Below are 1,914 nucleotides of genomic sequence, written 5' to 3' on the forward strand. Positions count from 1 at the left end.
TGGCCAAGCGACCGCCAATGCCGACTCATACCATGCGCTCGCGGCTTGATGCGCCCGCGCTCGGCAGGTTGCACCCACTACGAGATGGACTACCATCGGGCCGTGCAGGCCTATCTCTGGTCTCTGCCGATCGTGGGGCAGGCGCAGTGGCGGCAATCGTACCTTGATCAGTACGCTATGCAGCCGAACCAGATGGTCTACGCGACCCAGTTCAATGATCGATCGCTGATCCTGACGGCCAATGAGTCGACCCCTTATCTGTTTGGCTGGACCAACGTCAAGGACAAGGCGACCATTATCGAGATCCCCGCCGCCAAGTTCATTGGCCTGGCCATCGATTTCTGGCAGCGGGGTCTGGCGGATTTCGGCATGTTCGGCCCCTTTGCGGGCAACGGCGGGACTTGGGTGATCACCGGTCCCGATACGCCGACATCGGAAATTCCCTACATCGAGGGCGCCAAATACATCGAATCCAAGACCAACAACGTCTGGTTTCTGGTCCGCGCCTCCATGCCGCCGGAAGAGCGCGACCAGGCCATCAGCCAGATCAAGGTCTACTACAACGGCGAAGCACCCAAACCGGTCAGCCTCATCCCGGCCGACAACAAGCCCGGTCGCAACTTCCAGCCCCGCGGCATGAAATATTGGGAGATGCTCCACGCCATCCTGCAGGAAGAGCCCGTCGAAGAGCGCGACCGCTTCTTCATGTATTTCTTGAAGGAGATGGGCATCGAAAAGGACAAGCCCTTCGCGCCGACCGATCGCCAGAAGGAGATCATGGCCGACGCGGTGGTGGTCGGCGAGGCGATGGCCAAGAACTTCGTCTTCCGAGAGCGCCTGCCCGGCGTGCTGCGCGACGATGGCTGGCGACTGATCCTCGGCCGCGTCGCAGGCTCGGAGCCGGGTGACGCCATGGAGCACACCCAGCGCACCAACTACTATGACCGGTTCGATCCGCGTGCGCGCTACACCTACGAGGCCTGCACCACATCCGAGCGGATGTCCTTCCCCTTGCCCGGTTTCGGCATGGGTTACGGCGGCATGTTCCTGGACACCGAGGACAGGGCGCTGGCCGGGGATCGCTCCTATCTGATCAAGGTCCCGGCCGATCCACCAGTAGAGCTGTTCTGGGCAGTCACCGTCTACGACGTGGACACGCGCGGTCTGATCACCAGCGACCAGCAACGCGCCGAGCGGGGTTCCGCGCACGAAGGGGTCCAGACCAACCCGGATGGCTCCACGCCCATCTTCGTCGGTCCCCAGGCACCCAAGGGCTGGGAGAACAACTGGATCAAGTCCGTGCCCGGGCGCGCCTGGTTCCCCTACTTCCGCTTCTACGGACCGACCGCGCCCTTCTTCGACCAGAGCTGGAGCTTGCCGCAGATCGAAGAGGTGGACTTCTCGACGTTCGGGCAGTAGCCGTTCATGGATAGACGATCCAACCGCCTTCCACAAGGCCGGCCTCGATCATCCCTTCGCCCACATCGGCCAGCGAATGCGTAGTCAGGCCATCCTGGCCTGACGGAATCAGGGCTGGAAGCCCTGACTACGCAGGAATCGTCAGCCACTGGACCAAACGATGATCAAGGTCACAAGGCCTCTGCGCGACCAATCATGTTCACCGATCTGGCCGCCTCTCGAGGGACCGATTTCGGGCTCATGGCGCCCAACGGTTTCATTCTCGGTGCGAACGAGGGATCAATGACCGGCAGCATCGGAAGCTGGCGTGGGCCGGGGATCGGGCGGGCCGGCCAGGGCAGCCGCGCCGGCGATATCGAGGTGCAGGTCGCGCTGCGGATAGGGGATGGTAATCCCCGCCGCATCGAAACAGGGGGCAGTGCGGCCTGGCAAGGCCGCGTGTTCTAGCGGGTGTGACTCCCGCCTGGGTAATCGTGCGCCGCGAGCCCAGTATCG

2 protein-coding genes are annotated in these 1,914 nt (G+C 63.1%); both read left to right on the plus strand.

What is annotated here, in order from left to right; all coding sequences use genetic code 11:
* On the plus strand, nt 1–1,419 hold a 1,419-nt coding region (locus G3446_RS26495; RefSeq protein WP_209262652.1), incomplete at its 5' end, for a DUF1214 domain-containing protein.
* Between the two features lie 195 nt (nt 1,420–1,614).
* Nucleotides 1,615–1,866: a hypothetical protein gene (locus G3446_RS26500; protein WP_164456650.1), complete on the plus strand. Its 252-nt coding sequence runs from the start codon at nt 1,615–1,617 to the stop codon at nt 1,864–1,866.
* The last annotated feature ends 48 nt before the right edge of the window (nt 1,867–1,914 follow it).

This window comes from Thiorhodococcus minor (assembly GCF_010820565.1).
Taxonomy (GTDB): Bacteria; Pseudomonadota; Gammaproteobacteria; order Chromatiales; family Chromatiaceae; genus Thiorhodococcus; species Thiorhodococcus minor.

Coding starts and splice junctions, on each gene's coding strand:
- G3446_RS26500 (WP_164456650.1), top strand. CDS start 1,615: ATGTTCACCGATCTGGCCGCCTCTCGAGGGACCGATTTCGGGCTCATG.